This is a genomic window from Streptomyces sp. ICC1 (assembly GCF_003287935.1).
Taxonomy (GTDB): Bacteria; Actinomycetota; Actinomycetes; order Streptomycetales; family Streptomycetaceae; genus Streptomyces; species Streptomyces tritrimontium.
Window position 1 is genome coordinate 7,011,063 of the sequence record NZ_CP030287.1, and the last position, 20,601, is coordinate 7,031,663.

A 20,601-nucleotide genomic window follows, 5' to 3' on the forward strand; every position below is an offset into this window, starting at 1 on the left:
AGATGTGAATAAGAGACAGCACCCGAACGGTCCCGCCCGGCTGGCCGGACGGGCCCTCCGGCCGCCAGCCTTGGGGGGCGAGGCGACGGCGGCCCGCACCCGTGCGAGGGACCGGGCGGCAGGAGAGCAGCGTGGCGGGGCTGGGCCGGCAGGGCAGGAGCGAGCGCTTCTTCGGCGCGGTCGCGGGCAGCCCCGTGGTCCGCCGGGTCGTCAAGATGCTCCCGGTCACCCTGATCGCGGTCGGCTTCGCCTTCGACGTCCTGACCCCGCCCAGTTTCACGGGCTCCCCCTTCTTCTCCGCGGCCCCGCTGATCGCCGCCCCGCTGTTCACGCTCCGCTGGACCGTGCTGACCGGGGTGCTCGCCACGCTCGCCGTGGTCCTGCTGCACCTCTACAACGGCACCACCGTGAAGGTGGAGGCCCTCACCGAGCTCGCCACCGTCCTGACCGTCTCCGGGCTGGCCACGCTGATCAACGTCGTGGTGCGGCGCGGCACCGAGCAGCTCGCCTCGGCGCGCGGGATCGCCGAGGCCGCGCAGTGCGCCGTCCTGCCGACGCCCGCCGAACGCATCGGGGGCCTGCACGTCAGCGCCTCCTACGAGGCCGCGCAGGCGGACGCCTTCATCGGCGGCGACCTGTACGCCGTCCAGGACACCCCGTACGGGGTCCGCCTCGCGGTGGGCGACGTCCGGGGCAAGGGGCTCGGGGCGGTCGAGGCCGTCGCCGTGGTCCTCGGCGCGTTCCGGGAGGCGGCGGAGAGCGAGGCCACACTGGAAGGGGTGGCGCAGCGGCTGGAGCGGGCGCTGGCCCGCGAGGGCAACCGGCGCGACAGCCTGGACGCGGTGGAGGGCTTCACGACGTGCGTGCTCGGGGAGATCCCGTCGGGCGCGGGCGTCCTGCGCCTCGTCAACCGGGGCCACCCCGAGCCGCTGCTGCTGCACGCGGACGGCGCTCTGGTGGTGCTCGCGCCCACCGACCCGGCGCTGCCGCTGGGCATGGGCGACCTGGGCGGCTGGCCGGACCGGGTGCAGGAGTGGGAGTTCCCGGCGGGGGCGACGCTGCTCCTCTACACGGACGGGCTGACCGAGGCCCGGGACGGGGCCGGGGTCTTCTACGATCCGGCGGCCCGGCTGCGCGGCCGGGTGTTCCCCGGGCCCGACGAACTGCTGAGCGCGCTCGGCAGCGATGTCCGCCGTCACACGCGCGGCGGGGCGACGGACGACATGGCGCTGCTGGCCCTCGCCCGGCCCGCCGAGGGGCAGCCGGAGCGGCGGCGGACGGTCCCGGTGGTCCCGCGAGGGGACGGAGCGTGACCGCAGGGGCGCGCTCAGCGAGATTGCTGACAGACCGTCAATGTGAAGATGTGGCGGGAGGGGTGGGCGAGTCGGCCGATTTTTGCCCGAGTTGATCCCTGAGTGCGGCCATAAGTCCTGGCCAGAGCAGTTCAGTGGGTGGCTGATTGTCGTTAACGATCAATCGCAACTGCTTGGAATCACTCCCCTTCTTCTATTACCGTTCGATAACGCAGCGCGGTCGTCCCAGCCGTCGCAAGAGACGGCGCCGTGTGCGTGGACTTCATGAGGAGTGTGCCCCGGTGGCCTCCAACTCGCCTGCCCCTGAAGGCATCGAAGTCCAGGAGCCGCCCACCGCCGGAGCCTGGGGCGAATGGAACCCCACCGAGGACTCGGCCCGCCCGCCGCGCGGCAAGCACCGCGTGCTCAAGCAGCGCGGGGGACTGGCCCGTTCCTCCACCGTCCTCGGCGTCGGCGTCATCGCGGCGGTCGGCGCGAGCGGCATCGCCACCGCGCAGGACCGTCCCCAGGTCGCCATATCCCTCCCCTCCCTGCCGTCCCTGCCCGGCGTGCTCGGCGGCGAGGACGACGCCGCCACCGCCGACGCGGCGGGACGCGAGGGCACGGGCCCGGACGCCGCGGCCCGGACCGGGCTCTTCCCGCGCCAGGCCGACCGCCGGTCCGACGCGGGCGAGCTGCTGCGCAGCCGCATCCTCCAGCAGGCCGAGAACCAGCAGGAGGCGGCCGCCGCCCAGGAGCAGGCCGAGTCGGAGCGGGTCGCCCAGGAGGCCGCCGCCAAGGAGGCCCGCGAGTCCCAGGAGCGCGCCCGCCAGGCGGCCGAAGCGGCGGCGGCCGAAGCGGCGGCCAAGGAGGAGCGCGAGCTTCAGGAGGCCAAGGCGGCCGCCGAGGCCAAGGCCCAGGAGGCCGCCGCCAAGGCGGCCGGCGGCTACGCCCTGCCCACCTCGGCCTACACCCTCACCTCGCACTACGGGGTCGCCGGCTCCATGTGGTCCTCCGGCCACCACACCGGCCTCGACTTCGCCGCCCCCACCGGTACCCCCGTCAAGGCCGTCGCCGCCGGCAAGATCACCTCGGCCGGCTGGTCCGGCGCGTACGGGTACCGGATCGTGCTCGAACTCCCCGACGGCACCGAGGTCTGGTACTGCCACCTGTCCTCGATGTCGGTGACCGGCGGCTCGGTCGCCGCGGGCGCCACCATCGGCCGGGTCGGTGCCACCGGCAACGTCACCGGCCCGCACCTCCACCTCGAAGTCCGCCAGGGCGGCTCCACGGTGGACCCGCTGGCCTGGCTGACGTCGAAGGGCCTGAACGTCTGAGCCGTACGACGGCCTAAGACCTGTCCGGGCAGGGTTCGGGCCCGGCCCCGGTTCGCGCATCGCGGTGGTCCCGCGCATCGCGGTGGTCTCGCGGAGCACGGTGGTCTCGCGGAGCGCGGTGGTCCCGCGGAGCCGGTACGCCGGCCAGCGCGGGCCGCTCCACCGGGACCCGGTGGTCCAGCGGGTCGAACCAGGGCGGCAGCAGCTCCTCCAGCACCGCCGCCCGCGACAGGGCCGGTCCCGCCGTGGCGCGGCGCAGCCAGAGCCGGTGCAGCAACTCCCGCTCCCGGCCCGCGAAGTCGGGCTCGCGCGCCGGTCCCCGGCTGCGCGCCCGATGCCGCAGCAGGGCCAGGGCCGCCGCGTCGGCCTCGTACAGGGCCACCGCACGCCCGGCCGGACGGCCGCCCGTGCTCCGGGCCAGCTCGCGGGCCAGCGACCGCGCCGGCATGGACACCAGCGCGGGGACCTCGGCGGGGCCCAGCCAGCCGGCGGCCGCGTACACCGCGAGCTCCCCGGCGACGGCCCGCAGGCGCCGGCGCCGTATGCACACGGCCAGCCACGCCAGCAGCCCGAACAAGGGGAACATCACGCAGCCGTAGACCACGTAGAAGCCGGACTCCCCGAAGTCGGAGGAGCTGTTCCACAGCGCGTGCAGGCCCATGGCGGCGGCCAGGCCGAGCAGCGGCAGCCCGGCCCGCCGCGAGCGGCGGGCGGCGAGCGCGGCCGCGCCGAAACCGAGGCCGGTGAAGACCGTGAACAGCGGATGCGCGAACGGCGACATGACCATCCGGACGAAGAAGGTCGCCGCCGTGACCGAGTCCAGCACCCCGGCGCCACTCTCCGCGTCCTCGTCGAAGGCGTTGCCGAGGTAGAGGATGTTCTCGGTGAAGGCGAAGCCGGTGGCGGTGAATCCGGCCACCACGAAACCGTCGGCGGGGCCGGTGAACTGGCGTCTTCGGAAGAGGAACACCAGCAGCAGGGCGGCCGCCTTGGCGCTCTCCTCGACCACCGGGGCGATGGCCACCGAGCCGAGCTGGTCGGCGTTGGAGGGATCGGCGGTGGCCGCGGCTATCCACCGGGTGGCGAAGCTGTTGGCCAGTATGGCGATCAGCGCCGCCGCGCACGCTCCCCAGCCGAAGCAGAACAGCAGCTGCGCCCACGGATGCGGTGCGGCCCGGCCCACCCACCGGAACGCCGCCACGAGCGGCGGCACCGGCACCAGGGCCAGGCCGAGCCCGACGAAGAACCCGGGGGTGCCGGTCTGCTCCCGCACGAGCTCCAGGATCGAGATGCCGCAGCCGGCGAGCAGCACGACGAGCACGCACATGGGTACACGGGTCGCACGGACGGCACGGACCGCACGGACCGCACGGGACAGCCGGGTTGTCGCTCGGAGCACGCGATGACTCTACCGAGCGACTCCGACACGGGGAGTGACGTCGGGTCAGTTCCCCTTGTTGTCGGCGTTGTCGATGCGCCGGAAGAGCAAGTCGTGTACGACGTGGCCCTTGTCGAGCCCCTGCCCCTCGAAACGGGTGAGGGGGCGGAAGTCGGGCCGGGGCGCGTAGCCCCCGTCGGCCTGCGTGTTCTCGAACTCCGGCTGGGCGGTGAGTACTTCGAGCATCTGCTCGGCGTACGGCTCCCAGTCGGTCGCGCAGTGCAGGATCGCCCCGGGTGCCATGCGGGTGGCTGCCAGCGCGAGGAACTCGGGCTGGATCAGCCGCCGCTTGTGGTGGCGGGCCTTGGGCCAGGGGTCGGGGAAGTACACGCGGAGCCCGGCGAGCGAGTCGGGCGGCAGCATCTCGCGGAGCAGGATGATCGCGTCACCGTTCGCGACGCGGACGTTGGTCATCCCGCCGCGTTCGGCGAGCGCGAGCAGGTTGCCCTGGCCGGGCGTGTGCACGTCGGCGGCGAGGATCCCGGTCCCGGGGTCGGCGGCGGCCATCTGCGCGGTGGCCTCGCCCATGCCGAAGCCGATCTCCAGCACGACGGGAAGCCCGTCGAACATCTGCTTCAGGTCGATGACGTGGTGCCCGTCGATGTCGAGTCCCCAGGTGCCCCAGAGCCGCTTCAGGGCCTCGCCCTGCCCGGTGGTCACCCGGCTGCGCCGGGGCTGGAAGCTCCGGATCCGCCGCTCGTGGTGCGAGCCGGCCGGATCGGGCGCGGGCCCGTCGGGGAACCGCGGCTCGGTCCGCCACTTCGGGGGCGTGTAGGTTCCGGCCGCCTCCGGCGCGGGCTGGGAGGCGGGATTCTGGGGACTCGATGACTCAGACACAATCCCCGGATTCTACGCCCGCCCCACAACCACGCCCGGTCGCGCTTCCAGCCCCGCCGGAGCCCGAGGCCCGGGGCCGCAATTCCAGCCCCGCCGGCGTTTGAGGCGCGGGGTCTGGGGCGGAGCCCCAGGAGGGTCCGGGCGCAGCCCGACCCCTCGCCCCCGCAGCCGAGCCCGGGCCGCCCCGGTCCTACGCCGCGCGCAGCGCGGTGAGCGCTCGGGAGGCGATCTCCCGCCCGATCGGCAGCGAAGCGGTGGCCGCCGGCGACGGAGCGTTCAGCACGTGCACCGTCCGCTCCCCCTCCCGGATCAGGAAGTCGTCCACCAGCGTCCCGTCCCGCAGCACCGCCTGCGCCCGCACCCCGGCCGCCGCGGGCACCAGGTCCTCCCCGCGCACCGCCGGCAGCAGCCGCCGTACCGCCTCGACGAACGCCGCCTTCGACAGCGACCGCCGCACCTCGCCCGCCCCGTACCGCCAGTGCCGCGCGGCCATCCGCCAGGATCCCGGCCAGGCCAGCTCGTCCGCGAGGTCCCGCGGCCGCACCACGCCCCACCCGTACCCCTCGCGCGCCAGCGCCGGCACCGCGTTCGGCCCGACGTGGACCCCGCCGCCGATGCCCCGCGTCAGGTGCACGCCGAGGAAGGGGAACGCCGGGTCCGGGACCGGGTAGACCAGGCCGCGCACCAGTTCGGGCCGCGCCAGGTCGTAGTACTCGCCCCGGAACGGCAGGATCCGCATTTCCGGGTCGTCCCCGGCCAGCCGCGCGATCCGGTCGCACTGGAGTCCCGCGCAGTTCACCAGGATCCGCGACCGCACCACCAGGCCGGTGCTCGTCCGCACCGCGATGCCCGACGCGCGCCGCGAGATCAGCTCGACCGCCCCGCCGTAGACGATCTCCGCCCCGGAGGACTCCGCCAGCTGCTCCGCGACCCGCCCGTAGTCCACGATCCCGGTGGTCCCGACATGGATCGCGGCGAGCCCGCGCACCTGCGGCTCGTACTCCGCGATCTGCGTCGGCCCCAGCTCCCGCACCGGGATGCCGTTCTCCCGGCCCCGCTGCACGAGCGCGTGCAGGCGCGGCAGCTCGTCCCGCTCGGTGGCGACGATGAGCTTGCCCGTCACCTCGTGCGGGATGTCGTGCTCCGCGCAGAACTTGACCATCTCGGCCGCCCCGCGCACCGCGAAGCGCGCCTTGAGCGATCCGGGCTTGTAGTAGATCCCGCTGTGGATCACGCCGCTGTTGCGGCCCGTCTGGTGCCGCGCCGGGCCGGCCTCCTTCTCCAGGACGACCACGCGCGTCCCCGGAGCGAGCCCCGCGAGGGCATGCGCCGTCGACAGGCCGACGATTCCGCCGCCGATCACCAGCACATCGCAGTCCACCCTGCCCATGCTGCCCACGCCGCCCACACTGACACCTCCCACCCCTGCATAGTGCACCCCGCCACTGACAGCCGGGCGACGCGGGGCCTATGCCGGGGTCACCAGCAGAGGCCTGGCCCGCTCGCGCAGTTCGGCCACGCGCGGTTCGTCCCCGTACGGTTCCAGCCGGTGCAGGAGGTCCCGTACGTATTCGGTCGTCCGTGCGGACGAGATCCGCCCCGCGACCTCCACCGCCCGGGTACCCGCCGCACACGCGGCGTCGAGGTTCCCGGACTCCAGCTCGGCCACCGCGCTCACCACGAGCCGCAGCCCGTGTGATCGTACGTACTCCTCCGTCGGCCGGGACAGTGCCTGTTCCGTGAAACGCCTTACCTGCCTCGGGAGTTTGAGGTCGCGGTAGCACTCCGCCGCGTCCGCCGCGAAGCGGTCGTACGAGTAGAAGCCGAGCCAGGTCGGGTCGGCGTCGCCCTCCCGGGCCCGCTCCAGCCAGCTCTCGGCGGCCTTGAGCGCGCCCCCGGCGGCCGCGGAATCGCCGGCCTTCGCGTGCGCCCGGGCCTCGACGAGGCGGAAGAAGCTCATGGTGCGGGCGGTCGCCAGCCCCCGGTTGCGCTCGACGGCGGCCTGCGCGAGGTCCACGCCCTCGTCCGGGAAGTCCCGGTAGGTGGCCTGCAGCGACATCGAGGCCAGCACGTACCCCCCGAGCGGTACGTCGGCCGCCGCGCGGGCCAGGCGCAGCGCCTGGATGTAGTACCGCTGGGCCGCTTCCTGCTGCCCGGTGTCGAAGGCCATCCAGCCGGCCAGCCGGGTCAGTTCGGCGGTCGCGCCGAACAGCGCGCGGCCCACCTCGTCGGTGTAGGAGCCGAGCAGCAGCGGGGCCGCGTCCACCCGCAGGCACTCGGGGACCATCGACGAACGCCAGTCGCCGCCGCCGTATTTGGAGTCCCAGCGGCGGGCGTCCTCGGCGGCTTCGCGCAGCTTGGTCACATCGCTGTGGCCCACGCGCTGCGGGCCCGCGTCGGGCCCGGCGGGGGAGGGCGTTTCACCCGGAGGCTGGGCGGGCACACCCCCGACGAGGGCGCCGGGCGGCGCCGGAAGGCCTTCCGGCGGAGCCGCGCCCGGCACCGGTTCGCGCGACGCCACGGTCGCGCGGGACGAGGCCGAGCGATGGTGCCCTTGACCACTGCCTTGATTGTTCTGCCCGCTCTGCCCGCTGTTCTTCGCCCGTCCCTGCCCCGGGGCGGGTGCCTGTCCGGGCTCGCGCGCCACCGAGCTGTCGGCCGGAGATATCAGCCACCGCGAGGCCGGTGTCGCGTATGCGGACACCGAGAAGGAACCGGCGAGCGACTGCCAGATCCCGCCACCACCGCGCCGCCCGGCCAGGTCGAGCCGATAGAGGTCGGTGGCCGAGCGTACGGCGGCGCCCACGTCGCGCGGGAAGGCCAGCCCCACCTCGGGCGCCGGGTCCGCGTCCGCGAGCCCGATCTCGTGCAGCGGCACCGGCCGGCCGAGCTTCGCGCCGATGGCCGCCGCGATCAGGTGCGGGGCGGCGCCCTGCGGCACCATCCCCTTCGAGACCCACCGGGCAACGGACGTCTTGTCGTACCGAAGTGTCAGGCCGCGCTGCGCGCCGAGGTCGTTGACCCGGCGGGCGAGCCCGGCATTGCTGATGCCCGCGAGGGCGAGGACGGCGCCGAGCTTCTCATTGGGCTCGCGGAGCTCCCTGGACATGCGCCACCCCTCGTCACACGCGGAACGCATACGCCGCCGGGGCATAGGCGCCCGGCATTTCGTAAACCCAGCGTAGTTCCCCGCCTCCCAAGCGTTAAGGCCCCCTGTTCCGTATGGCGGGATTGTTGTCCGTATGCACAGTCGGGCGGGGTCCCGGGCCCGGGGCGCACGTGTCAGCGCGTGCTCCGCCCGTGTGGCCGTGCGCCCGGCCGTGCGCTCTGGCCGCTCCGTGGGCCCGGCGATTCGATGTGCGGTGCGTGGGTCGGCCCGCCGCGTGGATCAGGCGGGCCGGGGGACGCCGCTGCCTCAATCCCCGCGGGTGGCGGAACGGTCCGGGGGGCGGATGCCGTCTCCCGGGCCGCGCTCCGCCGTGTCCCGCAGCACCCCGCCGGACGGGTCCGGCGGGCCCTCGTCGCGGCCGAAGAATGGCCGAAAGCGACCTATGGGACGGTGGGAACGGAACGCCAAATACCGCATGGCCGGGGCGTGTTCGTTCGCACGTGCGCCCCCCTTAACCACTCTCGCACGCCTGTCTCGTGGCAGCATGGTCCCCGAGCCACCCGGGGTCCCGCCGGCCGTGCCCAGAGAGCCGACCGCGCCGTTCGTACCCCGGTCAGGTGCCCACGGGCTGGGGAGGCGGCGGTGCGCTGGTTGGTGGGTTGGAGCAGTATCGCCGCGAGCTTCGGCACGGCCGGACGCGTCGCGGGCAACGGCTCCGCCCGGAACGCCGCGCAAGGCTCCGGCCAGGGCGCATACGGCTCGGGCCAGGGCTACGGCCAGGACCACAGGCAGGGCTACGGCCACAGCCCGTACGGATCCGGCCCCGGCCCCGACGGATGGGCCGACGGCCCCCTCCGCGGCGGCCTCGCCGACGCCGACCAGACCCCGTCGGGTTATGGCCCGGCCGCCCCCGACGCCGACCGCACCGTCGTCCCCGTGGGCGCCCAACTGCTCTGGGGAGACCCCGACCCCCTCTGGGCCGTCGGCGACTGGCGCCCGGACGAGATCCGCACCCTCACCGCCGACCCCGCCGACCCCTTCACCCGGCTCGTCGTCCTCGGCTGCTGCGGCGCCACCGACGAAGAACTGCGCCGCGCCCTCTACGCCGCCCGCGGCGGCGCCCTGCGCCACCTCACCCAATGGCCCGGCAGCTACACCGCCGTCGTCCAGGCCGGCCGCCGCATCACCGTCCTCGGCGACCTCGCCGGCGCCCGGCCCGTCTTCTACACGCCCTGGGCGAGCGGAACCGCGTACGCCACCGCGGCCCTCCCGCTCGCCGACCTGATCGAGGCGCAGCTCGACGTGGGCCATCTCGCCGCCCTGCTGGCCTGCCCCGACAGTCCGGAGGCGCTGGGCGACGGCACACCGTACGTCGGCGTACGCCGGATCCCGCCCGGGCACGCGCTGATCCTGCGCGAGGGCTCACGGGAGATCACCGGGTACGAATCGGTGGCCTCCCTCGCGGTGGCCGCCGCCGAGGCCGACCCCGAGCGCGCGGTGGAGGGCGTGCGGGAAGCGTTGGTCGACGCGGTGCGCGCCCGGCTCACGGCTCCCCGCCATGCCCCCGAGACCACGGTCCACGACCCCGGGCCCGTCCCCGGAATGGGCCCCGCCGACCGGCGCGCGGCCCGCGGCGCCCCCGCGCCCGTCCCCGGAGTGGGCGCCGACCTCTCCGGCGGCAGCGCCTCCGCCACCCTCGCCCTGCTCGCGGCAGGACTCCCGGGAGCACCGGGCACCATCCTCAGCCGCACCGGCGAACGCCTCCTCGCGGTCACCTTCAACGACCTGGCCACCCCGCAGGGCCGCGAGGCCGAACTGGAACGCGCCCACGCCATCGCCGCCGACCCCCGCCTGCACCACGTGGTCGTGGCCGCCTCCGAGGAAGCCCTCCCGTACGCGGACCTCGACGGGCCGCTGACCGACGAACCGGGCCCCTCCCTCGTCTTCGCCGCGCGCGAGCGCCGCCGCCTCGCCGCCGGCTCCGCGGACCACTTCACCGGGCACGGAGCCCGCCAGGTCCTCGACGCCCACCCCGCCCGGCTCGCCGACCTCCTCCTCGACCGCCGCCGGCGCCACCTGCTGCGCCCGACGCTGGCCCTGGCCCGCTCGTCCCCCGCCGACTCCCTCCTCGTCCCCCTGACCGTGTACTCGGCGGCCCGCCGCCTGGCCCGTACGACGTACCGCGCGGGCATGGAGGCGGCGGCGGCCCGCCTGCGCGACGGGGTCCCGGCCGCGGGCACCGCCTCCCCGGTGGACGCGTCGCTCGCGGCCCTGACCTGGTCCCGCCCGGGCCCGGCGGCGGCCTGGCTGACGGGCGAAGCCCTGGCGGAGGTATCGATCCGCCTCACCGCGGCCGCGGGCCGCCCCCCGCTTTCCCTCCGGCCCGGGGAGGCCCGGGCCCGCGCCGTCCTGGCCCGCCACGCGGCCGACCACCGGGTCTTCGAACAGGCCGTGGAGGTCCGCAGCCAGCGCCTGCACGCCCCGTTCCTGGACAACCAGGTCGTACTGGCCGCCCGCGCCCTCCCCGACCACCTGCGCGTCCAGCCCGGCGCGCGGGCGGCGATCCTGCGCACCATCCTGTCCTCGTCCGGGGTCCGCGAACTCCCCCCGGGGTGGGGCACCCCGTCCCACACCCCGAACGAATCGGCGACCCGCCTGGGCCTGCGCGCGGCCCTCCCCGACCTCCTGACCCTCTTCACCGCCCCCCTCCTCGCGGACGCGGGCCTCATCGAAGCCCGGGTCGTCCGCCAGGCCCTCCTCGACGCGGCGGACGGCCGCCCGGTCCCGCTGGACGGCCTGGCGGAACTCGTCTCGATGGAACTCTGGCTGGGCCCGGCTCTTATACACATCTCCGAGCCCACGAGACTAGGCATGAACGCGTATGCCGCCCTCTGCTTGAAAAAAAAAAAACCACTGATGTCCGCTGTTTCCAATCTTATTGCGCACTTAGCGCCATCCACCAACTCCATTCTCCATCCTCTGCTAGCCCTATTTTGGTGGGGGGGCGCGAGAGAGGTGGATAAGAGAGAGGAGTGCAGGTACGCCACGGGGCGCGCTGTGGAGTCGGTGGGGAGCCGCTCGATGAGCAGCGGGGGGGGGGGCAGCGGGGGGCGCGCCGGGGGGCGTCGGGGGAGGGTGGAAGGGCTGGGTGGATATCTGCGTCACATGCCGGGGCGCTGGGGGGGAGCTCGGCGGGTGCCTTGGCGGGGGGGGGGAAAGGTGGGGCGGCTGCGGGGGGGCGCCCACAGGGGGGGCGGGAAGGTGGGGGGGTAAGCGGGGATCCCCCCCCTTTGGGGCCGGTGGGCGTTTGGGGGAGGGGGGGCGGGGCGGGACCCGGGGTTTGGGGGGGGGGAGGGGTGGGGGAAAGAAGCCCCGGCCAGCAGCGCAGCAGCCGCGTACACCTCGTCCGGGATGCCGTCCGGGAGGAGCTCGGCGAGGTCCCGCTCGACCAGGCCCGTGTCCAGGTCCCCGGACACCACGTCCGGGTGGGCCAGCAGGCGGCGCAGGAAGCCCGTGTTGGTCTGGACCCCCAGGATCACCGTGTCCGCCAGAGCCCCCCGCAGCAAGCGCAGCGCACTGGCCCGGTCGGGACCGTAGGCGATGACCTTCGAAAGCATCGGGTCGTACGTGGACCCGGTGTCGACGCCTGCCGTCAGCCCGGAGTCCGTACGGACGGAGCCGCCCGAGGGCTCGGACAGGGCCAGCACCCTGCCCCCGGAGGGCAGGAACCCCCGCGCCGGATCTTCCGCGCAGACGCGGGCCTCGATCGCGTGGCCCGTCAGCCGGACCTCCGACTGGTCGAAGCCCAGCTCCGCGCCCGCCGCCACCCGCAGCTGCTGCTCGACCAGGTCCAGCCCGGTGACCAGCTCCGTCACCGGGTGCTCGACCTGGAGGCGGGTGTTCATCTCCATGAAGTAGTACGAGGACGGGTCGGAGCCCGGCACGATGAACTCCACCGTGCCCGCGCCGACGTAGCCGCACGAGCGCGCCGCCTCCACGGCCGCCGCGCCCATCGACTCCCGCAGCTCCGGCGTCAGCAGGACCGAGGGGGCCTCCTCGATCACCTTCTGGTGGCGCCGCTGGAGCGAGCACTCGCGCTCGCCGAGGTGCACCACGTTCCCGTGGGCGTCCGCCAGCACCTGGATCTCGATGTGCCGGGGCCGGTCCACCCAGCGCTCCACGAGCAGCGTGTCGTCCCCGAAGGAGGAGCGCGCCTCGCGCCGTGCCGCCGCGATCTCCTCGCCCAGCAGCCCGGGCTCCCGGACCAGCCGCATGCCCTTGCCGCCGCCGCCCGCCGAGGGCTTCAGCAGCACCGGCATGCCGATCTTCTCGGCCGCGGCGACCAGTTCGGCGTCCGACAGCCCGCTGCCCGATGAGCCGGGGACCACGGGCACGCCCGCCGCCTTCACCGTCTCCTTCGCGCGGATCTTGTCGCCCATCAGGGAGATCGCGGAAGCCGGCGGCCCGATGAAGGCCAGGCCCGCCTGCGCGCACGCGGCGGCGAAGGCCGCGTTCTCCGCGAGGAAGCCGTAGCCGGGGTGGACGGCCTCGGCGCCCGTGCGCCGGGCGGCGTCCAGGAGCCGCTCCACGGACAGGTAGCTCTCGGCCGCGGCCGCCGGGCCGATCCGTACGGCCGTGTCGGCCTCGCGTACGTGCCGGGCGTCCGCGTCCGCGTCGCTGAAGACGGCGACGGAGCGGATGCCGAGCTCTCGCAGGGTGCGGATGACCCGGACCGCGATCTCGCCCCGGTTGGCGACCAGAACAGTGCTGAACATCAGTGAGGTCCTCACATCACACGTCACATGCGGAAGATGCCGAAGCCGCGATCGCCCAGCGGGGCGTTCGCGCACGCGGTCAGGGCCAGTCCCAGCACCTGCCGGGTCTCCATCGGGTCGATGACCCCGTCGTCCCACAGCCGGGCCGTCGCGTAGTAGGCGTTGCCCTGCGTCTCGTACTGCGCCCGGACCGGGGCCTTGAAGGCCTCCTCATCCTCGGCGGGCCACTCCTGGCCCGCGCCCTCGATCTGGTCCCGCTTGACCGTCGCCAGGACCGAAGCGGCCTGCTCGCCGCCCATCACGGAGATCTTGGCGTTGGGCCACATCCACAGGAAGCGCGGTGAATAGGCGCGCCCGCACATGGAGTAGTTGCCGGCGCCGTAGCTGCCGCCGACCACGACCGTCAGCTTCGGGACCCGGGTGCAGGCCACGGCCGTGACCATCTTGGCGCCGTGCTTGGCGATGCCGCCGGCCTCGTAGTCCCGGCCGACCATGAAGCCGGAGATGTTCTGGAGGAAGAGGAGCGGGATGCCGCGCTGGTCGCACAGTTCGATGAAGTGCGCGCCCTTCTGGGCCGATTCGGAGAACAGGATGCCGTTGTTGGCGACGATCCCGACCGGGTGGCCGTGGATCCGGGCGAAGCCGGTGACCAAGGTCTGCCCGAACTCGGCCTTGAACTCCTGGAACCGGGAGCCGTCCGTGATCCGGGCGATGATCTCGCGGGCGTCGTAGGGGGTGCGGGAGTCGACCGGGACCGCGCCGTAGAGCCCGTACGGGTCCACCTTGGGTTCCTCGGGCGCCTCCACCGACCAGGGCAGGGCCCCGCGGTCGGGCAGGGTCGCCACGATGTTCCGTACGATCCGCAGCGCGTGCGCGTCGTCCTCCGCGAGGTGGTCGGTGACGCCGGAGGTCCGGGAGTGGACCTCGCCGCCGCCCAGCTCCTCGGCCGTGACGACCTCTCCGGTGGCGGCCTTCACCAGCGGCGGGCCGCCGAGGAAGATGGTGCCCTGACCGCGCACGATGACGGCCTCGTCGCTCATCGCGGGGACGTACGCGCCGCCCGCCGTGCAGGAGCCGAGGACGGCGGCGATCTGCGGGATGCCGGCCCCCGACATGCGGGCCTGGTTGTAGAAGATGCGGCCGAAGTGGTCCCGGTCGGGGAAGACCTCGTCCTGCATGGGGAGGAAGGCGCCGCCGGAGTCGACGAGGTAGAGGCAGGGGAGACGATTCTCCAGGGCCACTTCCTGGGCGCGCAGGTGCTTCTTGACGGTCATCGGGTAGTACGTGCCGCCCTTGACGGTGGCGTCGTTCGCGACGATCACGCACTCGCGGCCGCTGACCCGGCCGATGCCGGCGATCACGCCCGCGGCCGGCGCCGAGCCCCCGTACATCCCCTCGGCGGCCAGCGGGGCCAGCTCCAGGAAGGGGGACCCGGGGTCGAGGAGGGCGTCCACGCGGTCGCGCGGGAGCAGCTTTCCGCGGGCGGTGTGGCGGGCGCGGGCCTTCTCCCCGCCGCCGAGCCGGGCCGCCTCCAGCCGGGCGCGCAGGCCCTCGGCGAGCTCGCGGTGGGCGGCCTCGTTGGCCCGCCAGGCATCGGACGCCGGGTCGGCGGCGCTCGTCAGCACTGGTGCCTGCTGCATCGGTCGAGCTCCCTTGCTCGGTACACGCTTGTTAATGAGCGTTAACGCATGTGGGACTTAGGTTAACGACCGCTAACGGCCCTGTCTAGAATGGATTCCCATGAGCACCAGAGCGGCCGCCCCGACCCGTCGCGAGCAGATCCTCAGCGAGGCTGCCCGCCTCTTCGCCGCGCGCGGCTTCCACGGCGTCGGCGTGGACGAGATAGGGGCCGCCGTGGGCATCAGCGGCCCCGGCCTGTACCGGCACTTCGCGGGCAAGGACGCCATGCTCGCCGAACTGCTCGTCGGCATCAGCGAACGGCTGCTGACCGGCGGCCGCCGGCGTACGGAGGAGGCCGCCGGCGACCCGTCCGGCGTACTGGCCTCCCTCATCGAGGGCCACATCGACTTCGCGCTCGACGACCGGGCGCTGATCACCCTCCACGACCGGGAGCTCGACCGGCTGCGCGAGGCCGACCGCAAGCTCGTACGGCAGCTCCAGCGGCAGTACGTGGAGCTGTGGGTCGACGTCGTACGGGAACTGCACCCCGAGGTGGGCGAGGCGGAGGTGCGCGTCTGCGTCCACGCGGTCTTCGGCCTGCTGAACTCCACCCCGCACCTGGCCGCCCTGGGCCGGGACGCGACGGAGTCGCTGCTGCGCAGGCTCGCGAACGGGGCGTTCGGGGCGCTGTCGGGATGAGGCCGCGTGTCCGCCGATCGGGATGGAGCGGACGGCTGCGCCCGCGCGGCGGCAGAATGGGCCGTATGCCGAAGCCGATAGAGACGCCTGTCCCCAGCCGCGCCGAACTCATCGACCACCTGGTCCGGACGCGGATCGCGGGGGACGTGGCGACCCCGCGCGACAACAACCTGTCCCACTACCGCAAGCTCGCCAACGGCGACCGGCACTACTGGCTGGGCCTGGAACTGGGCGACCGCTGGAGCGACGAGCAGGACGTGCTCGCGGTGATGGCGGAGCGCTGCGGGGTCGTGGACGACGCCGCGTACCGCTTCGGCCAGGACACCATCGACCCCGAACTCACCGTGGCCGGCCTGGACCGGCTGGCGGCACGGCTGCGCAAGGCCGCGCTCGACCGGCAGAGGGTGCTGCTGGCCACCGGGCACCCGGGCGGCCTGCTGGACGTCCACCGGGCCACGGCCGACGCGCTGCGCGCGGCGGGCTGCGAGATCGTGGTGATCCCGCGGGGCCTGACGGCGGACGAGGGCTCGGTGTGGCAGTTCGCGGACGTCGCCGTCCTGGAGCGCGGCGCGACGCTGTGGCACACGCACTCCCCGGAGCCGATGGCGGCGATCCTGGACGGCCTGGCCGCGCACGGCCGCCCCCAGCCCGACCTGGTCGTCGCCGACCACGGCTGGGCGGGCTGCGCGGCGCAGCGCGGGCTGGATGCCGTGGGGTACGCGGACTGCAACGATCCGGCGCTGTTCCTGGCGGAGGCCGAGGGCACCCTCCAGGTGGCGGTTCCGCTGGACGACCACGTCCGCGACCCGCGGTTCTACGACCCGATGGTGGCCTACCTCCTGGACGCGGCGGGCCTGCTCCCTTCCTGACGCGCCGCTCGCGCGGTGCGCCGCCGCTGCCGGGGACCGGCCCCCGGCCCCCCGCGCCTCACACGCCGGCGGGGCCGGCCGGCGGCGGCGTGGGCGTCGGCGTCGGGTCCAGGTAGACCCGGCGGACCGCCGGGAAGCGCTCCCGGAGCTGCGCCTCGGCGACCTCGCACGCCGCCTCCACCTGCGCGGCGGACGCCAGGTCGTGGAAGTCGATCTTCGCCGCGATCAGCACCTCCGCCGGCCCCTGCACCAGCGTGGTCAGCTCCAGCACCGCCTCGATGTGCGGCACCGACAGGAGCTCCTCCCGTACCTCCGCCCGCATCGCGGCCGGCAGCGGCCGCCCGATCAGGTACCGCGCGTTCGAGCGGCCCAGCTCCCACGCCACCCACACCAGCAGCAGCCCGATCAGCAGCGAGGCCACCCCGTCGTACGCGCCCGACCCGGTGAGCTGGGCGCCCAGCAGGCCGCCCGCCGCCAGCGCCAGGCCGATCAGCGCGGCCACGTTCTCCAGCAGGACGGCCTTCACCGCCGTGTCCGGGGTGTGTTTCACGTACAGTCCCAGCGGCGCCCGCATCCGCTCGGCCTCGCCCTTGACCTGCCGCCAGGCGACCAGCAGCGAGTAGCCCTCCAGCAGGGCGGCGACGGCGAGGATCACGTAGGACACCGTCGGGTTCCCCGGGTCCTCCCCGTGGACCAGCGTGTGGATGCCGTCGTAGATCGCGAACACCGCGCCCCCGACGAAGGTGGCGATCGAGGCCAGCAGCGCCCAGATGTACCGCTCGGGCCCGTAGCCCAGCGGGTGCGCCTCGTCGGCCGGCTTCGCGCTGCGCTTGAGGGAGGCCAGCAGCATCACCTCGGTGACGGTGTCGGCCACCGAGTGCGCGGCCTCGGAGAGCATCGCGCTCGATCCGCTGATGACCCCGCCGACCGCCTTGGCGGCGGCGATGCCGAGGTTCGTGACCACGGCCACGATGACCGTGCCGACGCTCTCTTCTTCGTTCGCGCCACTGCTGGACATGAAGTGACGGTACGTCGGACGGCCCCGTTACGCGCGCGGGACGCGCACCACGCCCTCCTGGATGACCGTCACGGCCAGCCGGCCGTCCTGGGTCCAGATCCGGGCCTGGCCCAGTCCCCGGCCCGCGGCCGCCGAGGGCGACTCCTGGTCGTACAGCAGCCACTCGTCGGCGCGGAACGGCCGGTGGAACCACATCGCGTGGTCCAGGGAGGCGCCGACCACGTCGCCCACCGCCCAGCCGCCGCGGCCGTGCGCGAGCAGCACCGAGTCGAGCAGGGTCATGTCGGAGACGTACGTGGCCAGGCAGGTGTGGAGCAGCGGATCGGCGCTGTCGAGCTTGCCGGCGGTACGGAACCACACCTGCGAGCGCGGTTCGACGGGCTCGCCGACGCTGCCCCAGGGCGGGACCGTCGCGTACCGCAGGTCCACGGCCGCGCGCGCGTCGATCAGCCGCTCCACCGTGCCGGGGTCGCGGAAGATCTCGCGGTAGAGCGGGAGCGACTCGGCGGCCGTCGGCAGGGTCTCCGGATCGGGCGCGTCCGGCATCGCGGCCTGGTGGTCGAGGCCCTCCTCGTACGTCTGGAAGGACGCGGAGAGGTGGAAGATCGGCTGCCCGTGCTGGACGGCGACGACCCGGCGGGTGGTGAAGGAGCGCCCGTCGCGGATCCGGTCGACCGAGTAGACGATCGGCGCGCCGGGGTCGCCGGCGCGCAGGAAGTACGAGTGCAGCGAGTGCGCGGTGCGGTCCTCGGGCACGGTGCGGCCGGCGGCGACCAGGGCCTGGGCCGCGACCTGGCCGCCGAAGACCCGCGGTACCAGCGCCGAGCGGCTGGTACCGCGGAAGATGTTCTCCTCGATCTGCTCCAGATCGAGCAGGTCGAGGAGCGTCGTCAGTGCCTCGTTCATGGGGGTAAGGCTAGGTGCCCTACAGGCCCATCGACTTGGCGATGATGGACTTCATGACCTCGCTGGTGCCGCCGTAGATGCGGTTCACGCGGTTGTCGGCGTACAGGCGGGCGATCGGGTACTCGTTCATGTAGCCGTAGCCGCCGTGCAGCTGGAGGCACTTGTCGATGACGCGGTGCGCGACCTCGGTGCAGAACAGCTTCGCGGACGCGGCCTCGGCGGCGGTGAGCTCACCGGCGTCCAGGGCTTCCAGGGCGCGGTCGGCGACGGCCTCGGCCGCGTCCACCTCGGCCTGGCAGGAGGCCAGTTCGAACTTGGTGTTCTGGAAGTGCGCGACCGGCTTGCCGAAGACGGTGCGGTCCGTGACGTACTGCTGGGCGAACCGGACGGCCGCCTTGGCCTGGGCGTACGCGCCGAAGGCGATGCCCCAGCGTTCGGACGGCAGGTTGGCGCCGAGGTAGTGGAAGCCCTTGTTCTCCTCGCCCATGAGGTCCTCGACGGGCACCTTCACGTCGACGAACGCCAGCTCGGCGGTGTCGGAGGTGCGCAGGCCCAGCTTGTCCAGCTTGCGGCCGATCGAGTAGCCCTCGGACTTGGTGTCCACGGCGAAGAGGGAGATGCCGAAGCGGCGGTCGTCCTCGCGCGGGGAGGAGGTGCGGGCGCAGACGATGACGCGGTCGGCGTGGACGCCGCCCGTGATGAAGGTCTTGGAGCCGTTGAGGACGTAGTGCGTGCCGTCCTCGGAGAGCTTCGCGGTGGTCTTCATGCCCGCGACGTCGGAGCCGGTGCCCGGCTCGGTCATCGCGAGGGCCCACATCTCCTCGCCGGTGACGAACTTCGGCAGGTAGCGCTTCTTCTGCTCGTCCGTGGAGAGCATCTTGATGTAGGGGAGGGCGAGCAGCACGTGCACGCCGGAACCGCCGAAGTTCACGCCCGCGCGCGAGGTCTCCTCGTAGAGGACGGCCTCGAACTTGTGCGTGTCCAGGCCCGCGCCGCCGAACTCCTCGGGCACGTTGATGCCGAAGACGCCCAGGTCGCCGAGCTTGTAGTAGAACTCGCGCGGGGCCTGGCCGGCCGCGAACCACTCGTCGTAGACCGGGACGACCTCGGCCTCGATGAAGGCGCGGATGGTCTCGCGGAACGCCTCGTGGTCCTCGTTGAACACCGTACGGCGCACGGCCGACTCCCTTCGTCGCGGCAGTCAGCCGCCCCAATCTAAGCGCTTGCTCAGATTAAGTTACCGGCGAGTTGTCGATTCTGTCCAGAGATGCAGCCGGGATCGCGGGGAGAGGGTCGCCACACGGCAGCGCGACGGCCGCCCGGCCGCGTGCGACGGCCGGGCGGCTTCGAGGCGTACGGGCGGCTTCGAGCTGTACGCGGCGGGGTCTACCGCCCGGCCGCTCCCTCCCGCCCCGCCGTGGACACCGGCTGCGGCCGGGGCCCGGGGGCGCCGGGCAGCGCGTACGCCTGCCGGGAGGCGCACGTCCAGATCACCGGATGGACCACGCCCCCGGCGTCCTGGGCGGCGCCGCCGACCCGGTCGTCGTCCGAGGCCGCGTACGCGGTGCTGTAGTTCTGGACGCCGCCGATCCCGGGCAGGACGCGCATCGGGCCGCTGCCCGTCCAGTACTCCGCCATGGACGCGGGCAGGTCCGGGTAGCCGGGGTAGGGGTAGGAGAAGTCGGCCACGCCGACCGTGACCCCGCCGGCCGGGCTGATGTCCTCGAAGCTGCTGCCCACGGAGCCGGAGGCCGGCGGCGCGTCGACGGGAGCGCCGCCGGGGGTGCTCCACACGACCCCGTGCTCCTGGCCGCCGCCGTCGGGCCGGTGGCGGCCGACGGTCCGGCCGGACTCGTCCATCGCCAAGGCCGTGTAGCCGTCCGTCGGGACGCCGCCGGTCGCGAGCAGCGAGGGGGCGGCGGCCGGGTCGGCGGGCCAGTGGGCGCCCCGGCCGTAGTTGAACGGGCCGGAGGGGACGTAGGCGTTCCCGGTGATCTGCCCGGCGTTGTTCACGGCGGACATGAGGGTGACGGTGGATCCGGCGGGCGCGGGCAGCTCGCGGCGGACCCGGCCGCCGGCCGACCACCGCACGCCGACGGTCTGCCCGCGGGCCTCGTCCCGGAACCTGCCGACGATCACGCCCCGGTTGTTGACGCCGACGGCCGAGTCCCCGCCCGGCAGCAGCGTGACGGCGGCCGCGCCCGCCTGGTAGCTGAAGGCCCGTGCGCCCGCGTCCGTGAAGACCACCTCGCCGACCATGAGGCCGTGCCGGTTGACGCCCAGCACCCGGCCCGCGCCGTTCGAGCCGGGCGGCAGCGGTACGGCGAAAACCTCCGTCCCGACCCAGTAGGCCGGGGCGGCCCCGCTCCTGCCGACGGCCAGCCGCGAGGACCCGGGCGCGATGGCGGTGACCTCGGTCCGGCGCACCCACGGGCTCGGATGCGGATCGTCCGCGCGGGGCAGCTTCCCCAGTACCTGGACGGACGGCTTGCAGCGTGCGGCGACCGCCTCCTGAGCGGCCCCCGTCTGAGCGGCCCCCGTCTGAGCGGCCACCGCCTGAGCGGCTCCCGCCGGAGTGGCGAGTACGGGAGCGGCCAGGGTGAGCGCGGCGAGGAAACTCCCCGCCGCCGTGAGGCCGTTGCGCATCGTTCTCGTTCCCATGGATCCCCCCGGATCGACAGCGTGCGAGATGCGAGAGCTG

Annotated in this window: 15 protein-coding genes; 5 read left to right on the top strand and 10 right to left on the bottom strand. The window is 73.9% G+C overall.

The window, feature by feature from the left end:
* Nucleotides 1-140 precede the first annotated feature (140 nt).
* Both DRB96_RS32790 and DRB96_RS32795 read left to right on the top strand, forming a co-directional pair.
* Nucleotides 141-1,313, top strand: coding sequence for a PP2C family protein-serine/threonine phosphatase (locus tag DRB96_RS32790; RefSeq protein WP_239517891.1), 1,173 nt, complete (start codon nucleotides 141-143; stop codon nucleotides 1,311-1,313).
* A 281-nt stretch (nucleotides 1,314-1,594) separates the two neighbouring features.
* Complete coding sequence (locus tag DRB96_RS32795; protein ID WP_112451721.1) at nucleotides 1,595-2,629, top strand: M23 family metallopeptidase; 1,035 nt, start codon at nucleotides 1,595-1,597, stop codon at nucleotides 2,627-2,629.
* A gap of 13 nt (nucleotides 2,630-2,642) precedes the next feature.
* On the opposite strand, the gene DRB96_RS32800 is transcribed toward DRB96_RS32795, so the two are convergent.
* The 4 genes from DRB96_RS32800 to DRB96_RS32815 form a co-directional block, all read right to left on the bottom strand.
* The gene (locus DRB96_RS32800; protein WP_239516175.1) at nucleotides 2,643-3,956 is read right to left on the bottom strand and encodes a PrsW family intramembrane metalloprotease; all 1,314 of its coding nucleotides are present in this window, start codon (nucleotides 3,954-3,956) and stop codon (nucleotides 2,643-2,645) included.
* A 117-nt stretch (nucleotides 3,957-4,073) separates the two neighbouring features.
* Nucleotides 4,074-4,904 (bottom strand): tRNA (guanosine(46)-N7)-methyltransferase TrmB, encoded by an 831-nt coding sequence (gene trmB, locus DRB96_RS32805; protein WP_112451722.1) that lies wholly within the window; start codon nucleotides 4,902-4,904, stop codon nucleotides 4,074-4,076.
* 190 nt (nucleotides 4,905-5,094) lie between these two features.
* Complete coding sequence (gene lhgO, locus DRB96_RS32810; RefSeq protein WP_112453988.1) at nucleotides 5,095-6,294, bottom strand: L-2-hydroxyglutarate oxidase; 1,200 nt, start codon at nucleotides 6,292-6,294, stop codon at nucleotides 5,095-5,097.
* Nucleotides 6,295-6,372: 78 nt separating this feature from the next.
* Complete coding sequence (locus DRB96_RS32815) at nucleotides 6,373-8,013, bottom strand: sporulation protein (protein WP_112451723.1); 1,641 nt, start codon at nucleotides 8,011-8,013, stop codon at nucleotides 6,373-6,375.
* A 642-nt stretch (nucleotides 8,014-8,655) separates the two neighbouring features.
* On the opposite strand from DRB96_RS32815, the gene DRB96_RS32820 reads away from it, so the two are divergent.
* Nucleotides 8,656-11,286, top strand: coding sequence for an asparagine synthase-related protein (locus tag DRB96_RS32820; RefSeq protein WP_204357868.1), 2,631 nt, complete (start codon nucleotides 8,656-8,658; stop codon nucleotides 11,284-11,286).
* On the opposite strand, the gene DRB96_RS32825 is transcribed toward DRB96_RS32820, so the two are convergent.
* Both DRB96_RS32825 and DRB96_RS32830 read right to left on the bottom strand, forming a co-directional pair.
* On the bottom strand, nucleotides 11,175-12,788 hold the full coding sequence (locus DRB96_RS32825; protein ID WP_275432041.1) for a biotin carboxylase N-terminal domain-containing protein: 1,614 nt from the start codon (nucleotides 12,786-12,788) through the stop codon (nucleotides 11,175-11,177). The genes DRB96_RS32820 and DRB96_RS32825 overlap by 112 nt on opposite strands.
* 23 nt (nucleotides 12,789-12,811) lie before the next feature.
* Nucleotides 12,812-14,428, bottom strand: a complete 1,617-nt coding sequence (locus tag DRB96_RS32830; protein ID WP_112451724.1) for a carboxyl transferase domain-containing protein — start codon at nucleotides 14,426-14,428, stop codon at nucleotides 12,812-12,814.
* Between the two features lie 100 nt (nucleotides 14,429-14,528).
* Here DRB96_RS32830 and DRB96_RS32835 point away from each other — a divergent pair, with 100 nt between their 5' ends.
* Both DRB96_RS32835 and DRB96_RS32840 read left to right on the top strand, forming a co-directional pair.
* Complete coding sequence (locus DRB96_RS32835; protein ID WP_112451725.1) at nucleotides 14,529-15,107, top strand: TetR/AcrR family transcriptional regulator; 579 nt, start codon at nucleotides 14,529-14,531, stop codon at nucleotides 15,105-15,107.
* Between the two features lie 56 nt (nucleotides 15,108-15,163).
* The gene (locus DRB96_RS32840; protein WP_112451726.1) at nucleotides 15,164-15,976 is read left to right on the top strand and encodes a phosphatase; all 813 of its coding nucleotides are present in this window, start codon (nucleotides 15,164-15,166) and stop codon (nucleotides 15,974-15,976) included.
* Between the two features lie 58 nt (nucleotides 15,977-16,034).
* On the opposite strand, the gene DRB96_RS32845 is transcribed toward DRB96_RS32840, so the two are convergent.
* The 4 genes from DRB96_RS32845 to DRB96_RS32860 form a co-directional block, all read right to left on the bottom strand.
* A complete protein-coding gene (locus DRB96_RS32845) occupies nucleotides 16,035-16,994 on the bottom strand; it encodes a cation diffusion facilitator family transporter (protein ID WP_112451727.1) in 960 nt (319 codons plus the stop codon).
* A gap of 27 nt (nucleotides 16,995-17,021) precedes the next feature.
* A complete protein-coding gene (gene tesB / locus DRB96_RS32850) occupies nucleotides 17,022-17,900 on the bottom strand; it encodes an acyl-CoA thioesterase II (RefSeq protein WP_112451728.1) in 879 nt (292 codons plus the stop codon).
* Between the two features lie 19 nt (nucleotides 17,901-17,919).
* On the bottom strand, nucleotides 17,920-19,077 hold the full coding sequence (locus DRB96_RS32855; RefSeq protein ID WP_112451729.1) for an acyl-CoA dehydrogenase family protein: 1,158 nt from the start codon (nucleotides 19,075-19,077) through the stop codon (nucleotides 17,920-17,922).
* A gap of 209 nt (nucleotides 19,078-19,286) precedes the next feature.
* Nucleotides 19,287-20,561: a hypothetical protein gene (locus tag DRB96_RS32860; protein WP_162688453.1), complete on the bottom strand. Its 1,275-nt coding sequence runs from the start codon at nucleotides 20,559-20,561 to the stop codon at nucleotides 19,287-19,289.
* Nucleotides 20,562-20,601: the final 40 nt, after the last annotated feature.